Source organism: Chelativorans sp. AA-79 (assembly GCF_029457495.1).
GTDB lineage: Bacteria > Pseudomonadota > Alphaproteobacteria > Rhizobiales > Rhizobiaceae > Chelativorans.
The window spans coordinates 500,298-524,833 of sequence record NZ_CP120361.1 but is presented as its reverse complement, the minus strand read 5'-3'; the positions used below and the strand labels follow the sequence as shown (position 1 = coordinate 524,833).

Sequence of the window (24,536 nt, the reverse complement as noted above, 5' to 3'; positions counted from 1 at the left end):
TGACTGCTTCGGGCGGCTTTGCGCCGCCTCTTCTGCCCGTCCGCGGCTTCAGGGCCGTGATATGCCCGCTCCTCCCTCCTCCGCTATTCGTTCCCTCGCGTCACCTCTCCACGCACATGGCGACGCCCATGCCGCCACCGATGCAGAGCGTGGCGAGACCTTTCTTCGCGCCGCGCCGGCGCATCTCGTAAAGAAGCGTGTTGAGGATGCGGGCGCCCGAAGCGCCGATCGGATGGCCGATGGCGATGGCGCCGCCATTGACGTTCACGATGTCCGGATTCCAGCCCAGTTCCTTGTTGACCGCGCAGGCCTGTGCGGCAAAGGCTTCGTTCGCCTCCACCAGATCCAGGTCGGCCGCGCGCCACCCCGCCTTCTCGAGCGCCTTGCGGGAGGCCGGGATCGGCCCGGTGCCCATCACCGCCGGATCGACGCCGGCCGTTGCCCAGGAGACGATGCGCGCCAGGGGCTCGATGCCGCGCTTCGAAGCCTCCTCCTCGCTCATCAGCACGACGGCGCCCGCTCCGTCATTGATGCCGGACGCGTTGCCGGCGGTCACAGAGCCTTCCTTGTCGAAGGCGGGGCGGAGTTTCTGCATGGCGTCGATCGTAGCGCCGTGGCGGATATATTCGTCATCCTCCACCACGACCTCGCCCTTCCGCGTCTTCACCGTCACCGGCGTGATCTCGTCCTTGAAGCGGCCTTCCTTCTGGGCCGCCTCCGCCTTGTTCTGCGAAGCAAGGGCGAAGATGTCCTGTTCCTCGCGTGTGATCTGGAAGGCGCGGGCCACGTTCTCCGCCGTAGCTCCCATGTGATAGCCGTTGAAGGCATCCCAGAGGCCGTCGCGGATCATCGTGTCGATCATCGCGAAATCGCCCATCTTCACGCCGCCGCGCAGATGCGCGCAGTGCGGCGCCATGGACATGGATTCCTGCCCGCCGGCCACGATGATCCCGGCGTCGCCGCAGGCGATCTGCTGCATGCCGACGGCGACGGCGCGCAGGCCCGAGCCGCAGAGCTGGTTCAGCCCCCAGGCGGTCGTTTCCTTCGGCAGGCCGGCATTGACGGAGGCCTGGCGCGCCGGGTTCTGCCCCTGGCCTGCCGTGAGGATCTGGCCGAGAATGACCTCGTCCACCTCCTCGGCGGCGACCCCCGCCCGCTCCAGCGCCGCGCGAATCGCGACGGTTCCGAGTTCATGCGCGGGCACCTGGGCGAAAGACCCGTTGAACGAGCCCACCGGCGTGCGCGCCGCGCTCGCGATCACGATAGCGTTGGAAGAGGCCATGTCTTTCTCCAGTCAAGAACCAAACACCGCAGCCGGGCGGATCAGCCTCATGCCCGCCACGGATGCCATTGCCATGCATCCGGCGGCGGCACGCGGAGCGTTCGCGCTGCGAAAGCAGATCGTATCTGCACGGTTTCCTCACGGTCAATCCGGCATTTTCAAGGATTTGCCGGCTTCGCGGCCGCAGCAGGAAATCGGGCATATGCGGCAGCGCAGCGAAAACTGCTTTCAATTGCGGCAATCTTTCGCATATCCTGCGCAAAAGGCAGGCAATGCCCGCCGGCCTTGCCACGATCTTCGCGTGTGGGGAGCCCGAGAATGCCCGCGAAAGACGACCCGGTGGTGATCAAGAAATATGCCAACCGCCGCCTCTACAACACCGGCACCAGCACCTATGTGACGCTGGATGACCTCGCAGCGATGGTCAAGCGCGACGAGAACTTCGTCGTGCAGGACGCCAAGACGGGCGAGGACATCACGCATTCCGTGCTGACGCAGATCATCTTCGAGCTGGAGAACGACAAGAACGGGCAGAACATGCTGCCTGTGTCGTTCCTGCGGCAACTCATCTCCTTCTACGGCGATCAGATGCAGATGGTGCTGCCGAGCTTCCTGGAGCAATCCATGCTGGCTTTCGCCAAGGAGCAGGAGCGCATGCGCGAGCAGATGCGCCAGGCCTTCGGAGGCACGCCGATGGACATGCTGCCGATGGACGTGCCGATGAAGCTGATCGAGGAGCAGACGCGGCGGAACATGGAGATGTTCCAGAACGCCATGCGCATGTTCACTCCTTCCCCCCGCGCAGGGAACGGCGCCCGGCCGGAGACCGGCGAAGCCGCGGGCGGAGCATCCGGCGCCGACGACCTCAAGGAGATGCGCGAGCAGATCGCCGCGATGCAGCGCAAGATCGACGCGATGTCGAAGGATTGAGGCGCACGCCTCCGCGTCAGAGAAGGACGGGGGCGATGGTCGTCCAGAGGAGCTGGCGCAGGAAATAGATGATCAGGAGCAGGATGATGGGCGAGATGTCGATACCGCCCAGATCCGGCAGCAGGTTGCGGATCGGCCGCAGCGCCGGCTCGGTCACGCGGTAGAGGAAGGTGCCCACCGATCCCACGAACTGGTTCCGCGGGTTGACCACGTTGAAGGCATAGAGCCAGGAGAAGATGGCCGACGCGATGATGAGCCACCAATAGATTCCGAGCGCCATGTCTATGGTGCGAAGAAGCGCGATCATGCCTTTCTCCCAAAAAGTTTCGCGACATGTAGCCACTGGCGTGCGGCGCGGCAAGTCCTGCAAGGTCGACGCTTGACAGCTCCCATGGCCAGGACCTAAATGCGCTCCATTCCGGCGACACGGGGCTGTAGCTCAGTTGGGAGAGCGCATCGTTCGCAATGATGAGGTCAGGGGTTCGATTCCCCTCAGCTCCACCAGCCGGCACTTCCGCAGAGCAAACCCCGGAAAATCTTGGTCCAGCGTGCAGATGATGCGCGCGTGGCGGATGCGATTGCGCTAATAGCTGCGGCCATTGCCGCGATCAGCGGCCTCGAGAGCAGCGCCGCAGCACATTTTCATGGACAAAGCCGAATCCTCCGCCCTCGACGACCGGTACGTCGCCTTCCGCCATGGCGCCTTTGCGCGCTATTGGGCTGCCCGGCTTCTCGCCTCCTTCGCGACACAGATCGTCTCGGTCGCCGTGGGCTGGCAGATCTATGACCTGACGCGCGATCCCTTCGATCTGGGCCTCGTCGGCATCATCCAGTTCGCACCCTCGCTGCTCCTCTTTCTCGTGACGGGAGCTGCGGCCGACCGCTTCGGACGGCGCATGATCATGGGCCTTTCGGCGGGTCTCGAAGCGGCCTGCGCGCTGGCCCTGCTCTTCTTCACCATTCGGGGTCTCGATACGGTCGTGCCGGTTTTCCTGGTCCTCGCCGTGTTCGGGACGGCGCGCGCCTTCCTGGGCCCCGCCGCGGCCTCGCTGATCGCCAATCTCGTGCCGGCGGAGGACTTCGCCAATGCGGTGGCGTGGAACTCCTCCGCCTGGCAGGTGGCCGCCATCGTCGGTCCGGTCGCGGGCGGCCTGCTCTATGGTCTCTCGGCCGAGACGGCTTACGGGGTCGCGACGGTCTTCATGTTCGTCTCGGCACTCCTGTGCTTTTCGATCCCGAAGCCGCAGCAGCACACGGAGACCGAGCAGCCCACGCTTCAGACCCTCTTCGCCGGCTTCCGCTATATCTGGGAGGAGAAGATCGTGCTCGGGGCGATCTCAATGGATCTCTTCGCCGTGCTTCTCGGCGGCGCGGTGGCGCTGCTTCCGGTCTATGCGCGCGACATCCTCGATCTCGGACCGTGGGGGCTCGGCCTCCTGCGCGCCGCCCCGGGAATCGGCGCGCTCCTGGTGGCAGTCTGGCTCGCCGGCCATCCGATCCGCAACCATGCCGGGGTCATCATGCTCTTCTTCGTCGGCCTGTTCGGCGTCTTCACCGCCGTCTTCGGCTTCTCGACCATCCCCTGGCTGTCGATCGCGGCGCTTGCTGGGCTGGGGGCCGCCGACATGGTGAGCGTCTATATCCGCGAGACGCTGATCCAGCTCTGGACACCGGACCGGCTGCGCGGGCGCGTCAACGCGGTCAACATGGTCTTTGTCGGCGCCTCGAACGAACTGGGCGAGTTCCGCGCCGGCACGATGGCCGCCTTCATCGGCGTGGTGCCGGCGGTGGTCTTCGGCGGCGTGGGTGCGGTGGCGATCGCCGGGCTGTGGGCATGGCTCTTCCCCGAACTGCGCCGTGCGCGCCACCTCGACGGGCGCCACTGAAGAGCTGGAGGAAACCGCCCGCCGCGCGAAGAGAGCCAGGAAAGGGACTGGAGCACGCAGCCCGAGGGCTCAGACCATTCCGAGTGCAGCCTTGTAGAGATCGAGCATCGCTTCCTCTTCCTGCCGTTCGGCCTGATCCTTCTTGCGCAGCCGGACGATCGTGCGCACCGCCTTCACGTCGAATCCGTTTCCCTTCATCTCGGCATAGACCTCCTTGATGTCGTCGGAAATCGTCTGCTTCTCCTCCTCGAGCCGCTCGATGCGCTCGATGAAGGCGCGAAGCTGACCCGCGGCAACGGTCTGCGCAGTCTCGTTCGTGATTTCGTCTGTCATGCTGTTCTCCGGCAGGAAGGATGGGCGCCCGCGACTCGGGAGCACGGGCAAAAGATGGGTTTCGATGCCTTAGCGGATGGACAAGGTCAAGGCCGTTCCGCCCCTGTTCCACGCCTGCAGCGCCGCTCGCTGCCACAGGCGGGAGGCAGTCGCACGGCCTTACCACTTTGGACGGTCGGGCTCATCCGGCTGGGGTGAAGACATACCGGCCGCGTTCGGTTAAAGACGCTCAATGTTTCATCATCGTCAGGAGGTGGCCGTGGCAGCCGCTGAGACGCCACAGGTGACGGCGTTTTTCGATAAGCGCACCTTTTCGTTGCAGTATGTGGCCGCGGACCCGGCCACGAAGAAATGCGCCATCATCGATCCCGTTCTGGACTATGACGAGAAATCCGGCGCCACCGCTACGGAAAGTGCTGACGCCATCCTCGACTTCGTGGCGAACCGGGGGTTGGCCGTCGAGTGGATTCTCGACACCCACCCTCATGCCGATCACTTCTCCGCAGCTGCCTACCTGAAGGAGAAGACGGGCGCGCCCACGGCGATCGGCAACCACGTCGTGGGCGTGCAGGAACTCTGGAGGGATATCTACAACCTGCCGGATTTTCCGGTCGACGGCTCGCAATGGGACAGGCTTTTTGCCGAGGGCGAACGCTTCTCGGTCGGCCAAATCCCCGCCCGCGTCCTCTTCTCGCCAGGGCACACGCTGGCCTCGATAACCTATATCATCGGGGACGCCGCCTTCGTGCATGACACGCTGTTCATGCCTGACAGCGGCACGGCACGCGCAGATTTTCCGGGCGGCAGCGCCGCAAGACTCTGGCGCTCCATCCAGGAGATCCTCTCCCTGCCGGGCGAGACGCGGGTCTTCACCGGCCACGACTACCAGCCGGGCGGGCGCGAGCCGCGCTGGGAAAGCACCGTCGCGGAGCAGAAGGCCGCGAACATCCACATTTCGAAATGCCGCACGGAGGCCGAATTCGTGACGCTGCGGGAGGCGCGCGACAAGACGCTGCCAATGCCCAGGCTCATCCTCCATGCACTACAGGTGAACATGAATGGCGGCCGCCTGCCGGAGCCGGAGGCGAACGGCCGGCGCTACCTGAAGATCCCGCTCGACGCACTCCAGGGAGCGGCATGGGAGAGCGGCAAGGCCTGACGCCCGGCGCCCCGGCGCGCCCGGTCATCCAGGTGTCAGGAAACAGTCATGTTCCCGACAACCGCCTGCAACACGGGCGGAAGAAAGTGCCCTCGCTATTCCAACGAGGGAGACTGCCATGAAACCTTTTGCAGTGCGTACCCGCCGCCAGTTCCTGGCAGGCGGCAGCGCCACCATTCTTGCCGCCGCGGCGGGCGGCCTTGCCATGCCTGCCATCTCGCGCGCATCGTCGCGCCCGCAATTCACCCACGGTATCCAGTCGGGCGACGTGGACCAGGTGTCGGGTATGGTCTGGGCCCGCGCGGACCGGCCCGCCCGTGTGCAGTTCGAGATTTCGACCACCGAGAGCTTCGCCAACCCGATGCGGCTTCCACCGCTCGACGCGCTGCCGGAGAGCGATTTCGCCGTGAAGCGGCTCCTGACCGACCTCACGCCCGATCAGGAGATCTTCTACCGCCTCACCGCCGTGGACCTCGACGATGTCGCGGCCGCCTCGGAGCCGATCGTCGGCCGCTTCCGCACCGCTCCGGCTGCGCGCAGAAACATCCGCTTCGCCTGGTCGGGCGACACCGCCGGCCAGGGCTGGGGCATCGACGAGAAGGGCATGCTCACCTATGCCACGATGGCGAAGCACCAGCCGGATTTCTTCCTCCATTCCGGCGACACGATCTATGCCGACGGCGCAATGGAGGACGAGGTGGAGCTGAAGGACGGCTCCAAATGGATCAACAAGGTGCTGATCGACGAGAAGCGCAAGGTGGCCGAAACGTTGGACGAATTCCGCGGCCAGTGGAAATACAACATGATGGACGAGCACGTGCGGGCACTCAACGCGATCTGCCCCACCTTCTTCCAGTGGGACGACCACGAGGTGGTCAACAACTGGTCGAGTTCCAAGGATCTTTCGGCCGATGATCGCTACAAGGTCAAATCCATCGCCCTGCTCCAGGCGCGCGCCGCACGCGCTTTCCACGAGATGGCGCCGATCCGCTACACCCCGGCCGAGCCCGGCCGTGTCTACCGCAAGATCGCATACGGACCGCTGCTCGACGTCTTCTTCCTCGACCTGCGCTCCTATCGCGGGCCCAATGGCGCGAATCTCGAAGAGACGCTGACGCCCGAAGCCCGCATCATGGGCGAGGAGCAGGTCCGGTGGCTGAAGCGCGAACTCGCCAATTCCAGGGCGACCTGGAAGGTGATCGCCTGCGACATGCCGATCGGCCTCGTCGTGCCGGACGGCGACAGCATCGAGGCCATCGCCAATGGCGACGGTGGCGCCGCCAAAGGCCGCGAGATCGAAATCGCCGACATCCTGCGCTTCGTCAAGAACGCCGGTATCGAGAACACCGTCTGGTTTACCGCCGACGTGCATTACACTGCGGCGCATTACTACAACCCGGACAAGGCAGTCTTCCAGGATTTCAACCCGTTCTGGGAATTCGTCTCCGGCCCGCTGCATGCCGGAACCTTCGGCCCCAACGCACTCGACGGCACCTTCGGCCCCGAGCTGAAGTTCGTGAAGGCGCCGACCGAGGAGCAGGGCGCGAACCTGCCGCCGTCGGCAGGCCTGCAGTTCTTCGGCCTGGTCGACATCGACGGCCGGACGGAGCAGATGACCGTGCGGCTCATGGATCGCGACGACAACGAGCTCTTCAAGGTGATGCTCGATCCGGTGCGGTCAGCCTGAAATCCCGAATGGCGGCCGGGAGGGTAAGATTCCCGGCCGCGGATTTCCCCGAATGTCGAAGTGGAGACTACCGGCCAGCCCGCCGGATCCCTATATGGGCATCGAAGCCGGCGGCGGGCATTCACGCCTCCTCCCTTTCGCATCTGCGAAAAAACCTGTATGAGCGCGACCGAAGAAATGCGGGCGCGCGCAAAAGTCGCGTCCGGCGACCCTGAAGAGAGACAATGAAACTCCGCAATATTGCGATCATCGCCCATGTCGACCATGGGAAGACGACCCTCGTCGACGCCCTGCTCAAGCAGTCCGGCTCCGTGCGCGAAAACCAGCGCGTGGACGAACGCGCCATGGACTCCAACGACCTGGAGAAGGAGCGCGGCATCACCATTCTCGCCAAGGCCACCTCGGTGGTCTGGAAGGATGTGCGCATCAACATCGTCGACACGCCCGGTCACGCCGATTTCGGCGGCGAGGTGGAGCGTATCCTCAACATGGTGGACGGCGCCGTGCTTCTGGTCGACGCCGCCGAAGGCCCCATGCCGCAGACGAAATTCGTCGTCGGCAAGGCGCTGAAGGTGGGGCTCAAGCCCATCGTCGTCGTCAACAAGATCGACCGGCCGGATGCCCGCGCCGAGGAGGTGATCAATGAGGTCTTCGATCTCTTCGCAGCCCTCGATGCCACCGACGAGCAGCTCGATTTCCCGATCCTCTACGGTTCGGGCCGCGACGGCTGGATGAATCTTGATCCCGCCGGCCCGAAGGACGAGGGGCTTGCCCCCCTCTTCGACCTCGTGCTGCAACATGTGCCGGAGCCCCAGGTGGAGGACGGCGCCTTCCGCATGATCGGCACGATCCTGGAGGCCAACCCGTTCCTCGGCCGCATCATCACCGGGCGCATCGCCTCCGGCAGCATCAAGCCGAACCAGGCGGTGAAGGTGCTCGCGCGCGACGGCAGTCTCATCGAGCAGGGCCGCATTTCCAAGATCCTCGCCTTCCGCGGACTGGAGCGCACGGCGGTGGAGGAGGCGCAGGCGGGCGACATCGTCGCCATTGCCGGCCTGTCGAAGGGAACGGTGGCGGATACTTTCTGCGACCCTGCAGTCTCCCAGCCGATGGAGGCGCAGCCGATCGACCCGCCGACGGTGACCATGAGCTTCATCGTCAACGATTCTCCGCTTGCCGGCACCGAAGGCGACAAGGTGACGAGCCGCGTCATCCGCGATCGCCTCCTGAAGGAGGCGGAGGGCAACGTGGCCCTGAAGATCGAGGAATCGGCCGACAAGGACTCCTTCTTCGTCTCCGGACGTGGCGAGTTGCAGCTCTCCGTGCTCATCGAGACCATGCGCCGCGAAGGCTTCGAGCTTGCGGTCTCGCGTCCGCGCGTGGTGATGAAGAAGGACGAGAACGGCGGGCTTCTGGAACCCGTCGAGGAAGTCGTCATCGACGTGGACGAGGAGCACGCGGGAATCGTGGTGCAGAAATTGTCGGAGCGGAAGGCCGAGATGGTCGAGCTCCGCCCCTCGGGCGGCGACCGCCAGCGCCTCGTCTTCCATGCGCCGACGCGCGGCCTCATCGGCTATCAGTCGGAACTGCTGACGGACACGCGCGGCACGGCCGTGATGAACCGGCTCTTCCACGAATACCAGCCCTACAAGGGCGAAATCGGTGGCCGGGTGAACGGCGTGCTGATCGCCAACGAGCCGGGCGAGGCCGTGGCTTACGCGTTGTGGAACCTCGAAGACCGTGGTCCGATGGTCATCGATCCGGGCGTGAAGGTCTACCAGGGCATGATCATCGGAATCCATTCCCGCGACAACGACCTGGAAGTGAACGTGCTCAAGGGCAAGAAGCTCACCAATATCCGCGCTGCCGGCAAGGATGAGGCGGTGAAGCTGACCCCGCCCGTCCGCATGACGCTGGAGCGTGCGCTCTCCTGGATCCAGGACGACGAACTGGTGGAGGTGACGCCGAAGTCGATCCGTCTGCGCAAGCTCTATCTCGACCCGCACGAGCGCAAGCGCTTCGAGAAGCAGAAGCTCGCCGTCGCTTAAAAGAGACGGGCTTTCCAGCGAGCCCGCTTCCCGTTCTTTCCGAAAAGGCTATGATGCCGCCATTGAACAGGCTGGCGGCATCATGGACCTCTCCTCGCTGATCATCTTTGCCGGTGCGCTTTTCGTGGCGGCCGGGTCTCCGGGCCCGAGCATCGCGGCCCTCGTGGCGCGCGTGATCTCGCGCGGCTTCCGCGACGTGTTCCCGTTCCTGCTCGCCATGTGGATCGGCGAGGCAGTCTGGCTTTCCTGCGCGATCTTCGGCCTGGCCTTCATCGCCGAGACCTTCCACCTCGCTTTCCTCGCCATCAAATATGCGGGCGTCTGCTATCTGCTCTGGCTCGCCTGGAAGATGTGGACTGCGCCCGTCGCCATGGATGACGGAGCCATCCCGCAGGCGGGGAGCCGCTGGAGGCTCTTTCTCACCGGCATGGCCGTCACGCTCGGCAATCCGAAGATCATGATGTTCTATCTGGCCTTGCTTCCCACCATCATCGATCTCTCGGCGGTGAGCCTCGTGGGCTGGGCCGAACTGACTCTCACCATGCTCATCGTGCTGATCGCCGTGGACCTCGGCTGGGCCGTTGCAGCCGCCCAAGCGCGACGGCTCCTGCGAAGCGCGCGCGCCATGCGCATCGCGAACCGCACCAGCGCTTCCATGATGGCTGGCGCCGCGGCGGCGATCGCCAGCCGTTGAGCCACTTGCAGCCGGGTAGAATCCCGGCGTTTTCGCAAAAGCGGCAGATACGAAGAAATCGAGCGGATGCGACCGCATCACGAGGTGCCCGGCAGCACTTTCTCGAGCTCGGGGATCAGTTCGTCGGCGATGCTTTCGGGCGTGAACGGGCCGACATGCTTATAGCGGATCCTGCCGTCGGGGCCGACCAGGAAAGTCTCCGGCACGCCGTAGACGCCCCAGTCGATGGCCGCGCGACCGCTCTGATCCACGCCGATGGCATCGAACGGGTTGCCGAGCTCGCCGAGGAAGCGCCGGGCATTCTCCGGCTTGTCCTTATAGTTGAGGCCGACAAGCCGCAGGCGGTCGTCCTGTGCCAGCTCCATCAGCAGCGGATGCTCCTGCCGGCAGGGCACACACCACGATCCCCAGACATTGACCAGCGTCACATGGCCTTGGAAACCGGCGGGCGAAAGCCCCGGCAAGTCCATGCCTTCAAGCGGCGGCAGCTCTGTCTGCGGCGCGGACTGCCCGATAAGCGCGGAGGGGACAACCGACGTGTCCCTGCCGGAAAAGAGCTGCATGAGGAACACGGCCGAAAGCGCAAGGAAGGCGAAGAGCGGCAAAAGCAGGATCAGCCTGCGGCGTCTCGGTGCGTATTCGTCCGCCGGGCTCATCGCGAACCTCCGGCTGAGCGCCGGCGAACGCCGCGCGATTCGAGCTCCTTGAGCGCGCGCTGCTGGGCCGACTGGTCGAGCAGGATCCACGCCACGAGCCCGGCGATCGCAAGCATGGAGATGATATAGGCCGCGGCCACATAGGCGAGATGGCTCATCGCATGGCCTCCGCGGGCTTCGCGTCGGCTGCGCGGGCGGAAAGCCGGCGCATGGCGATCACCCGGCGACGCCAGATTTCCGTCCGCATGGCCATCAGATGCAGCGCGAGAAACAGGAGCGTGAAGCCGAGCGCGCAGACAAGCAGCGGCCAGAGCAGGCTCGGATGAATGGTCGGGCCGTCCAGCCGGAAGACCGAGGCCGGCTGGTGAAGCGTGTTCCACCAATCGACCGAGAACTTGATGATCGGTATATTGACGAAGCCGACCAGCGTGAGGATGGCGGCCGCCCTCGCCGAGCGGCCGGGGTCGTCGAGCGCACGCGTGAGCGCGATGATGCCGAGATACATGAGGAAGAGCACGAAAACCGAGGTGAGCCTCGCATCCCACACCCACCACGTGCCCCACATGGGCTTGCCCCAGATCGAGCCGGTGGCGAGCGCCAGCGCCGTGAAGACGGCACCGATGGGGGCTGCAGCCTTCAGCGACACGTCGGCGAGCGGATGCCGCCAGACCAGCGTGCCGAGCGCGGAGCCCGCCATCAGGCTGTAGCAGAACATGGAAAGCCACGCGAAAGGCACGTGGATATACATGATCCGGACAGCGATGCCCTGCTGATAGTCCTCCGGCGCGGCAAATGCCATGGCGAGGCCCGCCGCCAGCACCAGCATTGCCGCGCCCCACAGCCACGGCAACACGGTGCCCGACAGCGCCAGGAAGCGCGTCGGGTTGGCAATATCCATCCAGCGGCGGACCGCGTTCTCGCTCATGAGGTCCTAGATAGAGCCCAGCCCGCCGGAGCGCAATTGACGAACGTCAAAGCCGCATGAGGCCTTTTGTCCGGCTCCGGCTCAGTCTGCTGCGCCACGCAGGGCGAGGGCGGCCGCGGCGGGCCCGATGACGGCGAAGAAGAGGGTGAGCGCCGCCATGATGAGGAAAGGCGGCAGGAACGGGTCGGGCTCGGCCACTGCGCCCCTGCTCGCCGCCACGCCGAAGATGAGGACGGGGATCGTCAGCGGCAGGATGATGACCGAGACGAGCAGCCCGCCGCGCGGCAGCGCCACCGTGAGCGCAGCGCCCACCGCACCGATGAAAGTGATGGCCGGTGTGCCGACGAGAAGAGTCAGGGTCGCAGCGGCGAGCCCGACGGGCGGCACGTTCATGAAGACACCGAGGAGCGGCGTGACGGCGACGAGCGGCAGAATGGCCGTCGTCCAGTGCGCCAGGCATTTCGTGAACACCGTGAGCGCCACCATGTGGCGGCTCTCGGTCGTCAGCAGCACATCGAGCGAGCCGTCCTCCCGGTCGGCCTGGAACAGGCGGTCGAGGCCGAGCAAGCCCGCAAGCAGTGCGCCGATCCACAGGATCGCCGGGCCGATGCGGGCGAGAAGGTTGAGGTCCGGCCCCACGCCGAAGGGGATGACGGAGACCACGGCGAGGAAGAAGAGCACGCCGGCCATCGCGCCGCTGCCGGCGCGGATGCCGAGTTTTACTTCGCGGAGGTAGAGGGCGAGCATCAGGCGGCGCTCCGTTCGGAGATGCAGCACCCCTTCTCGCGCCTCTCTGCCCTGCCGCCCATCTCCCCCGCAAGAGGGGAGATTACGCCGGCCGGTTTCGCCGGCGCTCTTTTTGTAGCGCCGCAGATTGGCGAAAGCCCCAAAGAGGTCCGATCTCCCCGCCTGTGGGGGAGACACCCGGTAGGGCAGAGGGGAGCGCGAGGGGAGGAAAGGATGAAAGTCATCTCTCCCCCATCCTCAATTCCTGCGCCCTCTCCAATCCCAGCGGAAGATGCGTCGCCGCGACGATGATGCCGCCTTCCGCCAGATGCCCGCGCATCAGGTCCGCAAATCGCCGTTCCGATGCACGATCGAGCCCGGCGGTGGGCTCGTCGAGCAGCCACGCCGGCCGATGCGATACGAGGAGCCGCGCGATCGCCGCGCGCCGGCGCTGGCCGGTGGAGAGATAGCCGAAGGGCAGGTGCGCGATATCGTCGAGGCCCACCATCTCCAGCGCCTCGTAGGGCGAAAGCCGCGGCTCGCCCAGGAAATCGCGCCAGAAGGCGAGATTCTCCTCCACGGTGAGCGCGGTCTTCATCGCGTTCAGATGGCCGAGATAGTGGCAGGCTGCCCTGGCATCCGGGAACGCCTCCCCGCCGCCGGAAAACGTCACGGCACCTTCCGCCGACGGCAGCAGCCCTGCGACAACCCTGAGAAGCGTGGATTTTCCTGCTCCGTTGGGCCCTGTCACGAGCAGTGCCTCGCCTGCGCCCAGACCAAAGGAGATACCGGAAAAGACGGCCTCTCCGCCGCGCTCGCCGCTCAAGCGCTCGGCGGCGAGCCGCATGGTTTTTCCCTCTCCGGCAATGGCTTATCCCAACCCTTTCCTGAATGCGGCAGAAATGCGCTTATCGCTATAGAACTCTTTTACGAATTTCTCTATATCCGGGGCAACCACGCCAGCGGTCGGCGTGGAGAGCCTTTGTGCCGAACCAGCGCACCGCCGCCTTGACCGGCTGTTACGCAGGGGACGGACGCGGAAATGACCGTACCCGCACCTTTGAGCCTGACGTCTCAGGAAGTCCGTTCCCGTTCGGATGAACAGACCAGATGGGATGATCGCACGTGTCTACTTCACTCGACAGCTACAAATGCCGCCGCACCCTCAAGGTGGGAAACACCGAATACACTTATTTCGACCTCAAGGAGGCGGAGAAGAACGGTCTCGCCGGCGTTTCCCGGCTCCCCTTCTCCATGAAGGTGCTCCTGGAAAACCTCCTGCGCAAGGAGGACGGCCGCTCCGTCAGCAAGGAAAGCATCGAGGCCGTGGCCGCGTGGCTCTCCGATCGCGGTGCCGCGGGCGTTGAGATCGCCTATTCGCCGGCCCGCGTGCTGATGCAGGATTTCACCGGCGTTCCCGCCGTGGTGGACCTCGCCGCCATGCGCGACGCCATGGCCTCGCTCGGCGGCGACCCGCAGAAGATCAACCCGCTCGTTCCGGTGGACCTCGTCATCGACCATTCGGTCATCGTCGATGAGTTCGGCACGCCGCTCGCCTTCGCCCGCAACGTGGAGCTGGAATATCAGCGCAATGCCGAACGCTACCGCTTCCTGAAATGGGGCCAGCAGGCGTTCAAGAACTTCCGCGTCGTGCCGCCCGGCACGGGCATCTGCCACCAGGTCAATCTCGAGTTTCTCGCCCGCGTGGTCTGGAGCCGCGAGGAGGATGGCGATCTCCTCGCCTATCCCGATACCTGCGTGGGCACGGACTCCCACACGACGATGGTGAACGGCCTCGGCGTGCTGGGATGGGGCGTCGGCGGCATCGAGGCTGAGGCGGCCATGCTCGGCCAGCCCGTCTCCATGCTGCTGCCTGAAGTAGTGGGCTTCAAACTCACGGGCAAGCTGCGCGAGGGTATCACCGCGACCGATCTCGTGCTCACCGTCACGCAGATGCTGCGCAAGAAGGGCGTGGTGGGCAAGTTCGTCGAGTTCTTCGGGCCGGGCCTTGCCTCCATGACGGTCGCCGACCGTGCCACGATCGGCAACATGGCGCCCGAATATGGGGCCACCTGCGGCTTCTTCCCGGTCGACGGCGAGACGGTGAAGTATCTTACCATGTCCAACCGCTCCGCCGAGCAGATCGCTCTGGTAGAGGCCTACACGAAGGCGCAGGGCCTCTGGCGCGAGGATGACATGCAGGACCCGGTCTTCACCGAGGTTCTGGAGCTCGACCTCGGCACCGTCGTGCCTTCCATGGCCGGCCCCAAGCGGCCCGAGGGACGCATCGCGCTGGAGGACATCGCCTCCAATTTCGAGAAGGCGCTGGAAACCGAATACAAGAAGACTGTGGACACCGCGAAGCGCTACGCGGTCGAGGGCGAGGATTTCGACCTGGGCCATGGCGACGTGGTGATCGCCGCCATCACCTCCTGCACCAATACCTCGAATCCGAGCGTGCTTCTGGCCGCGGGCCTGCTCGCCCGCAATGCAAACCGGCGCGGGCTGAAGCGCAAGCCCTGGGTGAAGTCCTCGCTCGCCCCGGGCAGCAAGGTGGTGGCAGAATATTACGAGAAGTCCGGCCTGCAGAAGGAGCTCGACCAGCTCGGCTTCAATCTGGTCGGCTTCGGCTGCACCACCTGCATCGGCAATTCCGGCCCGCTGCCGGAGCCGATCTCCAAGACCATCAACGAGAAGGGCCTGATCGGCGCTTCCGTCCTGTCCGGCAACCGCAACTTCGAAGGCCGCGTCTCGCCCGACGTGCAGGCGAACTATCTCGCCTCGCCGCCGCTCGTGGTGGCCTATGCGCTGGCCGGCACCGTGCGCAAGGACCTGACCACGGAACCGCTCGGCGAGGACCAGGACGGCAACCCGGTCTATCTGCGCGACATCTGGCCGACTTCGGCGGAGGTGCAGGAGTTCATCGTCAAGCACGTCACGCGCGAGCTTTTCGCGGAGAAATACGCCGACGTCTTCAACGGCGACGAGAACTGGCGCGCGCTGGAAGCCCCTTCGGGCCAGACCTATGCTTGGGATTCGGACTCCACCTACGTGCAGAACCCGCCCTATTTCGAGGGCATGAAGCCGAAGCCGCGCCCGGCCGGCGACATCGAGGGCGCGCGCGTGCTCGGCCTGTTCGGCGACAAGATCACGACCGACCACATCTCGCCCGCCGGCTCCATCAAGGCCCAGTCGCCCGCGGGAGAATATCTCATGGAGCACGGCGTGGGCGTTGCCGACTTCAACCAGTACGGCACGCGGCGCGGCAACCATGAGGTGATGATGCGCGGCACCTTCGCCAATATCCGCATCCGCAACCACATGCTGGGTGAGAACGGGCGCGAGGGCGGCTACACGATCCACTATCCCTCCAAGGAGGAGATGTCGATCTACGACGCCGCCATGCGCTACAAGCAGGAAGGCGTGCCGCTCGTCATCTTCGCCGGCGTGGAATACGGCAACGGCTCCTCGCGCGACTGGGCGGCCAAGGGCACCAACCTTCTCGGCGTGCGCGCGGTCATCGCCCAGTCATTCGAGCGCATCCACCGCTCGAACCTCGTCGGCATGGGCGTCATCCCCTTCGTCTTCGCCGAGGAGACGAGCTGGAGCGAGCTGGGGTTGAAGGGTGACGAGACCGTCGCGATCGAGGGGCTGGACAACATCAAGCCGCGCGCCAGGATGACGGCCAGGATCACCTATGCCGACGGGCAGGTGAAGGAGGTGCCGCTGCTCTGCCGCATCGACACGCTCGACGAGCTCGAATATTTCCGCAATGGAGGGATCCTGCAATACGTGCTGCGCGACCTGGCCGCCTGACGTGATGCGGGAAAGGGGGAAAACGGTTCTCCGCCCCCGGAAAACCATGAACCGCCGGCCTTGGCCGGCGGTTTCGCGTTTATGCGGCGGACACCACGCCGGTTAACGAAGCCTTCACCGCAACGTGACTTTCCAAGGAAGTTCATTCGCCGCTACCATTAAACAATGCAGCAAAAGGCGGCCCGATAACCTTTGAGGCCGTGACGAGGAAGAGGACATGCGGAGTCTCACCGCTCGCAGAACCATTTTGAAGATGGGCCTTGTGGCGGTGGCGCTGCCTTCATGTTTCCGGGCTTCCAGGGCGGCAGACAGGCCCATCGCGGTGGTGGAGCTGTTCACCAGCCAAGGCTGCAGCAGTTGCCCGCGGGCGGATGCTCTCTTTTCGGAGCTTGCGGACCGCAGCGATCTCGTAGCCCTCGCCTACCATGTAGACTACTGGGACTATCTCGGCTGGAAGGACGACCTCGCCACGCCGGAAAACACCGAGAGGCAGCATGGCTATGGAGAAGTGCTCGGCACCTCCGTCTATACACCGCAGATCGTGATCAACGGGAGGCTCGACGTGACCGGGACGGACCGCAGTGCGGTGCTGGATGCATTGGAGGCGGCCGCCTCCGGCGCACACACCTTCTCTGCGGACGTGACGCTTTCGGCGACGAGCCAGAACGTCGTGATCGACATCGGCAAGGGTCCCGCCCAAGCCACAGGCGCCCATATCATCCTCGCCGCCTACCGTCCTCACAAATCGGTCGAGATCAGAGCCGGCGAAAACAGGGGAAAGACCATCGATTACTGCAATGTGGTCAGGAGCTATCAGACGATCGGCGTCTGGCACGGCAAAGCCGTCCGGCTCGAATTTCCCAAGACGGAGATCAGCAGCAAGGGTGGCGGCTGCGCGGTGCTCGTCCAGTCCGTCGACGGAAAAGGGAACCCCGGCCCGGTTCTGGGAGCAGCGGATATCCCCTCCGTGGTCTGACCGTCCTGGCATCCTGGAGACAAAAAAACGCCGGCACGGCGATTGCCTGTACCGGCGCTGATCTCAGGAGATCGTTGCCTTTCGTTTGGCCTTCGGCCCGGAGTTGGTTCGATCCAAGATCAGCCCTGTGGGCGGGGGGGCTTGGGGTACAGGACTGCTCCGGATCGAACCGTCTCAGGCAACATCCTTATGGTCGGTGCAAAATCAGGCGCAAGCGGGGAAAGAAAACGGCAATAATAAGGCAGGCGATCACCAAATTCGACGGCGGGTATCTTTTCCGTGAGAGCGGTTTGATTGCGAATGGGCTCCGGGGGTTGCATTTCCGGGCGGCCCGCGCCACCTTTCCTGTCACGATACCGTCATGAGGGTGCATGCAGCATGACCGATCTGGGAAGCGGCTCGGAGGGTAGGGACGATTCCGGGAATCTCATCCCGCTCGGCGAGGCCCGCCGGGCGCGGACGAAGCTTCCGATCACCTTTGACCGTCGGGAACTCGACCAGATCCTGCGTGTCTACGGTCGCATGGTGGCGGCAGGCGAATGGCGCGATTATGCCATAGACCACCTCGACGACAGGGCAGTCTTCTCCGTCTATCGCCGGGCGAGCGAGGTTCCGCTTTTCCGCATCGTCAAGGATCCGAGCCTCGCGCGGAAGCAGGGCGCCTACAGCGTCGTGGCCGTCACGGGCGCGATCCTGAAGCGTGGGCACGAGCTTCCCCGCGTGCTGGCCGTCTTCGACAAGAAATTGCGCCTGGTGGGAACCTGAGCCCGATCAGATCCCCCGCTGGAACAGTCTTTCGGGCAGTGATTCCGGGTCCGGCGACAGGGCATTGCCGCCATTGAGCGAAAGCTGCATGAACACCGTGTCCAGCCAGCGGCCGTGCTTGTAGCCACTGCCTTCCAGCACGCCGGCATGGCGGAAGCCGAGTGCGGCGTGCAGCCTCACCGAAGCGCTCTGCGGCGAGCCGTCGCCGATCACCGCGGCGATCTGACGGAAGCCGAGTTCCCTGCATGCGTCGATGAGCGCGGTCAGCAGCAGACGGCCGACACCCTGTCCTTGTGCATCCGGCGCTATATAGATAGAATCCTCGACCAGGAAGCGGTAGGCCCGGCGTGGCCGGAACGGCCCCGCATAGGCGTAGCCCAGCACGCGGCCTTCCTCTTCGGCAACGAGATAAGGATAGCGCCTGGAATTGAGCGCCTTCATCCGGGATGTCATCTCCTCCAGGCTCGGCGGCTCGAGCTCGTAGCTTGCCGTGCCGGTCTCGACGGCATGGGCATAGATTGCGGTGATGGCGGGAAGGTCGGCGGTCTGCGAGGCGCGGATGGTGATCACGGTCAGAAGCTCTTTGCGGCCTGGTTGCACTTTCATGGCAGGACAAGCGGCAAAAGAAAAGGGCGGCTTTGCCGCCTCAGATTGCTGACAAACCCCTGGCGCGGTCCAGGGGTTTGTGATTCACTGGGACATGTTGAAGCGCCCGGCCCCTGAACAGACTGCCCTCGAGATGGTTACGCTCGAGGATCTGGTTCCGAAGGATCATCTGCTGCGCAAGATTGAGCGGGTGTCGACTTTTCCTTGATCCATGTCTGACGGCTGCGCTCTACTGCGCCGACAATGGCCGTCCGCCGCTCGATCCGACGTTGATGTTCAAGGCGCTGTTCATCGGCTATTTGTTTGGGGTGCGTTCGGAACGCCAGTTGGTGCGTGAGATCGAGGTCGACGTCGCCTATCGCTGGTTCCTGCGTCTGAAGCTGGCGGACAAGGTGTTCGACGCCTCGACACTGAGCCAGAACCGGCGCCGGCGCTATCGGGACGAGGCAATAGCGCAGGGTATCTTCGACCGCATCGTCGAGCAGGCGATCAAGGCCGGGCTGGTCGACGGCACGGTGCTCTACACCGACAGCACGCATCTGAAGGCCAACGCCAACAAGGGCAAATACGATCTTGCCATGGTCGCCAGTCCCGCACCGGCTACTGGGCCGAACTCGACCGGGCGATCGATGCCGAACGCCAAGGCACAACGCACCATCGTCCGCGACGTCTGGGCCGAGGCGAGGGAGGGCCTCGATGCCAACCGGCTGACGGCTTGGGGCAAGGCCGTCTACCGCCGCCGCAAGGAGACGGCCGAACGCTCCTTCGCCGATGCCAAGCAGCTCCATGGCCACCGCTACGCCCGCTTCCGAAGTCTGATGCGCGTGCGCGTCCAGTGCCTACTCGCCGCCGCAGCCCAGAACATCAAGAAGATCGTCCTGGCGATCTGCCCCAAGCCTGCTCCCCGGCCCCTCTGAGGCCGGCGCAACCCTGACAAACAGTCCTGACGAAAATCAAAGGTCGTCAGCCGGATACAAAAACCCCGCCGAAAAATCGACGGGGTTTGTCAGCGGTCTGAGCCGGGCAAAGCCCGGCCTTTCCATATCCCGTTCCCGGTTGCGCTATTCGCGGCTGCTGCCCAGGAACTGCAGCAGGAACATGAACAGGTTGATGAAGTCGAGATAGAGCCTCAGCGCGCCCATGATGGCCTTGCGGCCGGCCACGAGCTGACTGTCGCCCTCGTAGTACATCTCCTTGATCTGCTGCGTGTCGTACGCGGTCAACCCGGCGAAGACCAGCACGCCGATCACCGAGATGGCGAACTGCAGCGCCGAGGAACCGAGGAAGATATTGACAATGGAGGCGATGATGATGCCGATGAGCCCCATGAACAGGAAGGAGCCCATGCCGGACAGGTCGCGCTTCGTCGTGTAGCCCCACAGCGACAGGGCGCCGAAGGAAGCCGCGGTGATGAAGAACGTCCGCACGATGCTCTCGCCCGTATAGACGAGGAAGATCGTCGACAGCGACAGGCCCACCAGGGCCGAATAGACCCAGAACGTGGTTTGTGCCGCCGAGACGCTCATCGTATGGATGCGGAAGCTCATGAAGAAGACCAGCGCCAGGGGGGCGAAGATCACCACCCAGCGGAAGGCGCTCTGGTAGATGAGCTGGCCGAAGGCCGTCAGCTGGCCGTCCGCCACAGCGAAGTTGAAGGCACCCCATGCGGCAAGGCCCGTGATGGCGAGCCCCAGAGCCATGAGGTTGTAGACCCGGATCATGTAAGCGCGCAGGCCCTCGTCGATCGCTGCGTCCGCGCGCGCGCCGGGCGTCACACGGGCCTGATAATTGCGAAGGTCAGCCATTTGTTCCTCTTTCTCGCTACTCTCCCGTCGGGTGTCGGCCACGTGGCCGCTCGCCGCTGGCGGGAGTCCAGCATGCGTGCTGCAAATATGATGTTTGTTTGTGCCAAGAGCAAGCCCCACCCTGGTGCAAAAGAACGTGTCCGAGCAGCGGAAATGGAATGCGCCCGCTCCTACAGATTCCGCAGAACGGGCGCGGCCTTGTGGCCGAGCACGCGCCAGGTGCCGACGAGGCCGAAGCCAACCGTGAGGACGAGCGCGATCAGCACCGTCGATAGGGCCACCTCGGGCAGGAAGGTCCAGGGCAGATTCATGATCTGCGACACGACGTACCAGCCGGCGATCCCGCCCGCCGCCAGCGCGAAGACTGCCGTGGCGAGCCCGATGAGGAGATATTCGAGGGCGAATGCCTTGATCAGCGTTCGGCGCGTGGCGCCCAGCGTCTTCAGCACCACGGCGTCGTGAATCCGGGCGCGGTTGCCCGCCGCCAGGGCGCCGGAGAGTACGAGCACCGAGGCGACGAGCGCCACCGCCGCCGCGGCGCGGATCGCAGTCGCGAGCTGCCCCACGAGCCGGTTCACCACCTCGAGTGCGTCCTTCACCCGGACCGTGGTAATGGTTGGAAAGCTGCGGGTGACCGCGTTGAGAAGGCGCGCGTCGTCGGCGTCGTTGGCGCTCGCGTCCGTCAACGTGGCGAGCCAGGCATGCGGTGCCCCAGCGAAGGTGTTGGGCGTGAAGATCATGACGAAGTTCATGGAAAGCGTTTCCCACTCCACTTGCCGGAAGCTCGCGATGCGCGCGGTGATGCTGCGGCCGAGCACGTTGACCGTGATCGTGTCGCCGAGCTTCAGCCCGAGTTCCCGCCCCTCGTCCGCCGTGAAGGAGACCAGCGGCTCGCCGTCGTAATCCTGCGGCCACCACGCGCCTTCCGTCAGCGTGGCGTTCTCGGGTTTCGTGTCCGAATAGGTGATGCCGCGGTCGCCGCGCAGCACCCATGCGCCTTCCGGCGGGGGCTTGATATTGCTTGTGTCCACCTCGTTGAGGGCCGTGATTCGGCCGCGCAGCATGGGCACGCGCGCCAAGCGACTGGAAGGCGCCAGGCTCTCCACCAGCCGCGTGAAGGGCTCGACCTCGTTCGGCTGGATATCCACGAAGAAGAAATTCGGGGCGATCTCGGGCAGGTTGCTGGAAATCTGCCGCCGCAGATTGCCGTCGATCAGCGCCAGGGTGGCGAGCAGCGTCAGCCCGAGACCGAGCGAAAGCACCACGGAGGGCGTGAGTGCGCCGGGGCGGTGGATGTTGCCGATGGCGAGCCTGAGCGCGGTGGAGCGCACGCGCGGCGCGCGGCGGGCGAGCGCTTGCACGGCCGAGCCAACGCCCCTCAGCACCAGAAAGGCGGCAATCGCGGCGCCGACAAAGATTGCGGCGATGTCCCGCTCCTCGGAATTGAGGATCGCGAGCAGCGCAAGCCCCGCGGCTATCATGCCCGCCGCGCCGAGATAGAAGGGCCTCGGCCAGCCCTTGGCATCGATGCCCATCTCGCGGAAAAGCGCCGTCGCCGGCACGTCGCGTGCCCGGCCGAGCGGAAGGAGCGCGAAAACGAGGGTGGTCAAGAGGCCGAAGAGCGCGGCAAGTCCGAGCGCTCCCGGATAAATGCCTCCCTCGGCCGGTACCGGCAGCACCGAAGCCAGCATGGCGCTTGCCGCGAAAGGCATCAGCGCCGCAAGGACAAGTCCGGCGGCGATCCCGATCAGCGCGATGAGCAGGATCTGGATAAGATAGATCGTCACCACGAACCCGCCGGAAGCGCCGAGGCTCTTGAAGGTGGCGATGACCGCGCGCTTTCCGTCGAGATAGGCGCGCACGGCATTCGCCACGCCCACGCCGCCCACCAGCAGCGCCGTGAGCCCGACAAGCGTCAGGAACTGGGAGAAGCGCTCGATATTGGAGGAAAGGGCTGGTGCGGCATTAAGCCGCGTGCGGATGCTCCAGCCCGCATTCGGAAAGCGCTCCGCGGCCTCGTCCCGCAGCGCCCCCAGTTCCTCCTCGCTCGCCCCGCCCTCCAGGCGGATCTTGTAGGCATGCTCGACCAGGCTGCCGGGCTGGATGAGGCCGGAGGCTTCGAGCCCGCCGAGCGATACCATCAGCCGCGGTGCGAAGCCGAAGCTTTCCGACACCAGGTCGGGCTCGCTCACGAGCTCGGCGCGCAGCTCGAAGGCTTGGCCGCCCAGCATCAGCCGGTCGCCGACGGAAAGATCGAGCCGCTCCATGAGGAGCGAGGGAGCCGCCGCGCCGTAGGCACCATCATGGAGCCCGAAGAGCGCCTCGTACGAAAGCGTGGGCTGCGTCACCAGCGCCCCGTAGAGCGGATAGCTCTCGTCCACCGCCTTGGCCTCGACCAGCGCCTGGTCGGAACCGTCGGGCAGCCGGGCCATGGAGCGCATGTTTGCGCTGACGGCCACTTGGCCGAGCGAGGAGAGCCAGGTCTGCTCTGCCTGGTCTGCCTCGCGCTGGTTGAGTTCGAAGCGAATATCGGCGCCAAGCAACTCCTGTCCCTGGGTTTCGACCGCGCCGCTGATGGCACGCGCCACCGAGTTGACGCCGCCGATGGCCGCAACGCCCAATGCGATACAGGCGAGGAAGACGAGAAAGCCCGAAACGCCGCCGCGCATTTCGCGCAACGCGAAGCGCAGCGCCAGGGCAAGGCCCGCGTTCCGGCGCGCCCTCCTGCCGCGCTCTACGGAAACGCCTCTCTCATCGACGGCTGCTTCCCTCGAAGGCATGGGTCAGCTCGCCGGCACGGCGTCGGCGGGAATCTCGATGCGGCCCGAGCGCATCGCCACCTGGCGGTCGCAGCGCTCGGCAAGCGCGGGATCGTGGGTGACGAGCACGAGGGTCGTACCGCGCTCGCGTGCGGTCGAGAAGAGCAGGTCCGCGATCTGCCGGCCGGTCGCCTGATCGAGATTGCCGGTGGGCTCGTCGGCGATCATGATCGCGGGCTCCGGCGCCAGAGCGCGGGCGATCGCGACACGTTGCTGCTCGCCGCCGGAAAGCTCGCCCGGATAATGCGTCACCCTTTCCCCGAGCCCCACCGCCTCCAGCTCCCTTACGGCGATGGCGAAGGGATCGGGATGACCGGCAAGCTCAAGCGGCACGGCCACGTTCTCCAGCGCCGTCATGTTGGGGATGAGGTGGAAGGACTGGAAGACGATGCCGATCATCCGGCCGCGGAAGGCCGCGACGGCGTCCTCGCCGCGCGCGTCGATGCGTTCTCCGGCAACGGCCACGCTGCCGCTGTCCACCTTCTCGAGCCCGGCGATGACCATCAGGAGCGTCGACTTGCCGGAGCCGGACGGACCGACGATGGCCGTCGATCTGCCACGTTCCACCGACAGGCTGACCCCCTTGAGCACGTGGACGGACGAAGCGCCCTCGCCCAGCCGGAGCGAAACATCCTTCAGATCGATCACGGGTGTGGTCACGGGCAAGGCGTCCTATATGTGAGAAAACACGGGCGCGGGTCCGGCTGATATGGGTTGAGTTTCATGGCAATCAATTCTTTGGACAAGTTTTTCGGTGCTGTCTCGCCGCTCGCGAAAATTTTACCGGCGGTGACCGCCGTCTTCCTGCTCGTGGCCGCCGCACAGCCGGCGCGTGCCGAACCCTTCAGCATCGTTGGATTCGGCGACAGCCTGATGGCCGGTTATGAGCTTGCCCCGGACGAGGGCTTCACCGAGCGGCTCGAAGCCGCCCTGCGTGAAGGCGGGTATGAGGTGACGGTCGCAAATGCCGGGGTCTCCGGCGATGCGACCAGCGGCGGCCTCTCGCGGCTCGACTGGTCGGTGCCCGACGGCACCGATCTCGTGGTCCTGGAGCTCGGCGCCAACGATATGCTGCGCGGGCTCGATCCCGCCTCCACCGAACGGAACCTGTCGGAGATCGTCGAGCGGCTGCAGGAGCGCGGAATCGGAATCCTGCTGCTCGGCATGTATGCGGCTCCCAATCTGGGTCCCGACTATCAGCAGGCCTTCAACGGCATCTATCCGCGCCTTGCCGAAAAGTACGACCTCCCGCTCGTCCCTTTTTTCCTCGAAGGCGTCGCCGGAAACGCCTCGCTGCAACTCGCGGATGGAATGCATCCGAACGCGGCCGGGATCGATCGCATGGTGCAGAACGTTCTGCCCGAGGTGCAAAAGCTCATCCGGGAGCAAAGGCCGAACATGTAGGGGGAGAGTGGGAGAAACC

The 24,536-nt window shown here is 65.1% G+C and carries 23 protein-coding genes, 1 tRNA gene and 1 pseudogene; 13 read left to right on the top strand and 12 right to left on the bottom strand.

Features of this window, described 5'->3' with window-relative positions; genetic code table 11:
• Window positions 1-100: 100 nt before the first annotated feature.
• Window positions 101-1,282 carry an acetyl-CoA C-acetyltransferase gene (locus PVE73_RS02595; RefSeq protein ID WP_277365446.1) on the bottom strand — a complete coding sequence of 394 codons (1,182 nt, stop codon included), beginning with the start codon at window positions 1,280-1,282 and terminating at the stop codon, window positions 101-103.
• On the opposite strand from PVE73_RS02595, the gene PVE73_RS02590 reads away from it, so the two are divergent.
• Window positions 1,281-1,628, top strand: a complete 348-nt coding sequence (locus PVE73_RS02590; RefSeq protein ID WP_277365445.1) for a hypothetical protein — start codon at window positions 1,281-1,283, stop codon at window positions 1,626-1,628. The two genes, PVE73_RS02595 and PVE73_RS02590, sit on opposite strands and share 2 nt — an antisense overlap.
• Window positions 1,601-2,212, top strand: coding sequence for a polyhydroxyalkanoate synthesis repressor PhaR (gene phaR / locus PVE73_RS02585; RefSeq protein ID WP_277365444.1), 612 nt, complete (start codon window positions 1,601-1,603; stop codon window positions 2,210-2,212). The genes PVE73_RS02590 and phaR overlap by 28 nt, the downstream gene beginning before the upstream one ends.
• A gap of 16 nt (window positions 2,213-2,228) precedes the next feature.
• On the opposite strand, the gene PVE73_RS02580 is transcribed toward phaR, so the two are convergent.
• Window positions 2,229-2,519 carry a YggT family protein gene (locus tag PVE73_RS02580; RefSeq protein ID WP_277365443.1) on the bottom strand — a complete coding sequence of 97 codons (291 nt, stop codon included), beginning with the start codon at window positions 2,517-2,519 and terminating at the stop codon, window positions 2,229-2,231.
• 121 nt (window positions 2,520-2,640) lie between these two features.
• Between PVE73_RS02580 and PVE73_RS02575 the strand changes: the two genes are divergently transcribed.
• A tRNA-Ala gene (locus PVE73_RS02575) sits at window positions 2,641-2,716 on the top strand.
• Between the two features lie 140 nt (window positions 2,717-2,856).
• Window positions 2,857-4,098, top strand: a complete 1,242-nt coding sequence (locus PVE73_RS02570; RefSeq protein ID WP_277365442.1) for an MFS transporter — start codon at window positions 2,857-2,859, stop codon at window positions 4,096-4,098.
• A 69-nt stretch (window positions 4,099-4,167) separates the two neighbouring features.
• Here the strand turns inward: PVE73_RS02570 and PVE73_RS02565 are convergent, their stop codons facing one another.
• Window positions 4,168-4,431: a DUF2312 domain-containing protein gene (locus PVE73_RS02565; protein WP_277365441.1), complete on the bottom strand. Its 264-nt coding sequence runs from the start codon at window positions 4,429-4,431 to the stop codon at window positions 4,168-4,170.
• 232 nt (window positions 4,432-4,663) lie between these two features.
• On the opposite strand from PVE73_RS02565, the gene PVE73_RS02560 reads away from it, so the two are divergent.
• The 4 genes from PVE73_RS02560 to PVE73_RS02545 all read left to right on the top strand — a co-directional run bounded on the left by PVE73_RS02560 (window position 4,664) and on the right by PVE73_RS02545 (window position 10,019).
• On the top strand, window positions 4,664-5,590 hold the full coding sequence (locus PVE73_RS02560; RefSeq protein WP_277365440.1) for an MBL fold metallo-hydrolase: 927 nt from the start codon (window positions 4,664-4,666) through the stop codon (window positions 5,588-5,590).
• 118 nt (window positions 5,591-5,708) lie between these two features.
• Window positions 5,709-7,277 carry an alkaline phosphatase D family protein gene (locus PVE73_RS02555; RefSeq protein WP_277365439.1) on the top strand — a complete coding sequence of 523 codons (1,569 nt, stop codon included), beginning with the start codon at window positions 5,709-5,711 and terminating at the stop codon, window positions 7,275-7,277.
• A 224-nt stretch (window positions 7,278-7,501) separates the two neighbouring features.
• Complete coding sequence (typA, locus tag PVE73_RS02550) at window positions 7,502-9,325, top strand: translational GTPase TypA (RefSeq protein WP_277365438.1); 1,824 nt, start codon at window positions 7,502-7,504, stop codon at window positions 9,323-9,325.
• An 82-nt stretch (window positions 9,326-9,407) separates the two neighbouring features.
• Window positions 9,408-10,019 (top strand): LysE family translocator, encoded by a 612-nt coding sequence (locus PVE73_RS02545; RefSeq protein WP_277365437.1) that lies wholly within the window; start codon window positions 9,408-9,410, stop codon window positions 10,017-10,019.
• A 77-nt stretch (window positions 10,020-10,096) separates the two neighbouring features.
• Here PVE73_RS02545 and PVE73_RS02540 read toward each other — a convergent pair whose 3' ends face one another.
• From PVE73_RS02540 to ccmA, 5 genes are all read right to left on the bottom strand, one after another.
• Window positions 10,097-10,675: a DsbE family thiol:disulfide interchange protein gene (locus tag PVE73_RS02540; RefSeq protein ID WP_277365436.1), complete on the bottom strand. Its 579-nt coding sequence runs from the start codon at window positions 10,673-10,675 to the stop codon at window positions 10,097-10,099.
• Complete coding sequence (gene ccmD, locus PVE73_RS02535) at window positions 10,672-10,833, bottom strand: heme exporter protein CcmD (RefSeq protein WP_277365435.1); 162 nt, start codon at window positions 10,831-10,833, stop codon at window positions 10,672-10,674. Before ccmD ends, PVE73_RS02540 begins: the two co-directional genes overlap by 4 nt.
• The gene (locus PVE73_RS02530; protein WP_277365434.1) at window positions 10,830-11,600 is read right to left on the bottom strand and encodes a heme ABC transporter permease; all 771 of its coding nucleotides are present in this window, start codon (window positions 11,598-11,600) and stop codon (window positions 10,830-10,832) included. Before PVE73_RS02530 ends, ccmD begins: the two co-directional genes overlap by 4 nt.
• A gap of 81 nt (window positions 11,601-11,681) precedes the next feature.
• Complete coding sequence (gene ccmB / locus PVE73_RS02525) at window positions 11,682-12,347, bottom strand: heme exporter protein CcmB (protein ID WP_277365433.1); 666 nt, start codon at window positions 12,345-12,347, stop codon at window positions 11,682-11,684.
• A 220-nt stretch (window positions 12,348-12,567) separates the two neighbouring features.
• A complete protein-coding gene (gene ccmA / locus PVE73_RS02520) occupies window positions 12,568-13,173 on the bottom strand; it encodes a heme ABC exporter ATP-binding protein CcmA (RefSeq protein ID WP_277365432.1) in 606 nt (201 codons plus the stop codon).
• Between the two features lie 278 nt (window positions 13,174-13,451).
• On the opposite strand from ccmA, the gene acnA reads away from it, so the two are divergent.
• The 3 genes from acnA (at window position 13,452) to PVE73_RS02505 (ending at window position 17,883) form a co-directional block, all read left to right on the top strand.
• Window positions 13,452-16,142, top strand: coding sequence for an aconitate hydratase AcnA (gene acnA / locus PVE73_RS02515; RefSeq protein ID WP_277365431.1), 2,691 nt, complete (start codon window positions 13,452-13,454; stop codon window positions 16,140-16,142).
• 217 nt (window positions 16,143-16,359) lie between these two features.
• Window positions 16,360-17,118, top strand: a complete 759-nt coding sequence (locus PVE73_RS02510; protein WP_277365430.1) for a DUF1223 domain-containing protein — start codon at window positions 16,360-16,362, stop codon at window positions 17,116-17,118.
• Window positions 17,119-17,496: 378 nt separating this feature from the next.
• Window positions 17,497-17,883 (top strand): DUF2794 domain-containing protein, encoded by a 387-nt coding sequence (locus PVE73_RS02505; protein WP_277365429.1) that lies wholly within the window; start codon window positions 17,497-17,499, stop codon window positions 17,881-17,883.
• A gap of 6 nt (window positions 17,884-17,889) precedes the next feature.
• Here PVE73_RS02505 and PVE73_RS02500 read toward each other — a convergent pair whose 3' ends face one another.
• The gene (locus tag PVE73_RS02500) at window positions 17,890-18,459 is read right to left on the bottom strand and encodes a GNAT family N-acetyltransferase (protein ID WP_277367322.1); all 570 of its coding nucleotides are present in this window, start codon (window positions 18,457-18,459) and stop codon (window positions 17,890-17,892) included.
• A 124-nt stretch (window positions 18,460-18,583) separates the two neighbouring features.
• Between PVE73_RS02500 and PVE73_RS02495 the strand changes: the two are divergent.
• Window positions 18,584-19,406, top strand: a pseudogene (locus tag PVE73_RS02495) (transposase).
• A 144-nt stretch (window positions 19,407-19,550) separates the two neighbouring features.
• Here PVE73_RS02495 and PVE73_RS02490 read toward each other — a convergent pair.
• From PVE73_RS02490 to PVE73_RS02480, 3 genes are all read right to left on the bottom strand, one after another.
• Window positions 19,551-20,294 (bottom strand): Bax inhibitor-1/YccA family protein, encoded by a 744-nt coding sequence (locus PVE73_RS02490; RefSeq protein ID WP_277365428.1) that lies wholly within the window; start codon window positions 20,292-20,294, stop codon window positions 19,551-19,553.
• A gap of 170 nt (window positions 20,295-20,464) precedes the next feature.
• Window positions 20,465-22,963, bottom strand: coding sequence for an ABC transporter permease (locus PVE73_RS02485; RefSeq protein ID WP_277367321.1), 2,499 nt, complete (start codon window positions 22,961-22,963; stop codon window positions 20,465-20,467).
• Window positions 22,964-23,077: 114 nt separating this feature from the next.
• Complete coding sequence (locus PVE73_RS02480) at window positions 23,078-23,773, bottom strand: ABC transporter ATP-binding protein (RefSeq protein WP_277365427.1); 696 nt, start codon at window positions 23,771-23,773, stop codon at window positions 23,078-23,080.
• A gap of 63 nt (window positions 23,774-23,836) precedes the next feature.
• On the opposite strand from PVE73_RS02480, the gene PVE73_RS02475 reads away from it, so the two are divergent.
• On the top strand, window positions 23,837-24,517 hold the full coding sequence (locus tag PVE73_RS02475) for an arylesterase (RefSeq protein WP_277365426.1): 681 nt from the start codon (window positions 23,837-23,839) through the stop codon (window positions 24,515-24,517).
• Window positions 24,518-24,536 lie beyond the last annotated feature (19 nt).